Genomic DNA, 1323 nt, shown 5'->3' on the forward strand with positions numbered 1-1323 from the left:
CCCGCATTGGTTCAAGACGGCCGTGTTCTACGAGGTCTCAGTGCGCGGATTCGCCGACTCCAACGGCGACGGGTACGGCGACCTGCGCGGCCTGATCTCCAAACTCGACCACCTGCAATGGCTCGGCGTCGACTGCCTCTGGCTCCTGCCCATCTACCAATCACCACTCAAGGACGGCGGCTACGACATCGCCGACTACACGAAGGTGCTGCCCGACTTCGGCGACCTCGGTGATTTCGTGGAATTGGTGGAAGAAGCGCACGCGCGCGGTATCCGGGTGATCGCGGACCTGGTCATGAACCACACCTCCGACCAGCACCCCTGGTTCCAAGCCTCCCGCACCGACCCCGACGGACCCTACGGCGACTTCTACATGTGGGCCGACGACGACACCCAATACCCCGACGCCCGCATCATCTTCATCGACACCGAAACCTCCAACTGGACCTACGACCCCACCCGCGGCCAGTACTACTGGCACCGCTTCTTCTCCCACCAACCCGACCTCAACTACGACAACCCCCACGTCCAAGACGCCATGCTCGAAAACCTCCGCTTCTGGCTCGACCTCGGCATCGACGGCTTCCGCCTCGACGCCGTCCCCTACCTCTTCGCCCGCGAAAACACCACCTGCGAAAACCTCCCCGAAACCCACACCTACCTCAAACGCGTCCGCACCGAAATCGACCGCCTCTACCCCGACCGCGTCCTACTCGCCGAAGCCAACCAATGGCCCGCCGACGTCGTCGAATACTTCGGCGACCCCGCCCAGGGCGGCGACGAATGCCACATGGCCTTCCACTTCCCCGTCATGCCCCGCATCTACATGGCCGTCCGCCGCGAACAACGCTACCCCATCTCCGAAATCATGGCCCAAACCCCAAAAATCCCCGACAACTGCCAATGGGGCATCTTCCTCCGCAACCACGACGAACTCACCCTCGAAATGGTCACCGACGAAGAACGCGACTACATGTACACCGAATACGCCAAAGACCCCCGCATGAAAGCCAACATCGGCATCCGCCGCCGCCTGGCCCCCCTCCTGGACAACGACCGCAACCAACTCGAACTCTTCACCGCCCTCCTCCTGTCCCTCCCCGGCTCCCCCGTCCTGTACTACGGCGACGAAATCGGCATGGGCGACAACATCTGGCTCGGCGACCGCGACGCCGTCCGCACCCCCATGCAATGGACCCCCGACCGCAACGCCGGCTTCTCCGCCTGCGACCCCGCCCGCCTCTACCTCCCCGTCATCATGGACCCCATCTACGGCTACCAAGCCGTCAACGTCGAAGCCCAAACCAACAACCCCGGCTCCCT

The 1323-nt window shown here is 63.6% G+C and carries 1 protein-coding gene; it reads left to right on the plus strand.

All coding sequences use genetic code 11. The features are described 5' to 3' along the window. Positions 1-1323: maltose alpha-D-glucosyltransferase (treS, locus tag ACH34T_RS44555; RefSeq protein ID WP_396027087.1), on the plus strand; the 1323-nt coding region annotated here is incomplete at both ends.

The sequence above is a fragment of the Actinomadura sp. 9N215 genome (genome assembly GCF_044326345.1).
Lineage (GTDB): Bacteria > Actinomycetota > Actinomycetes > Streptosporangiales > Streptosporangiaceae > Spirillospora.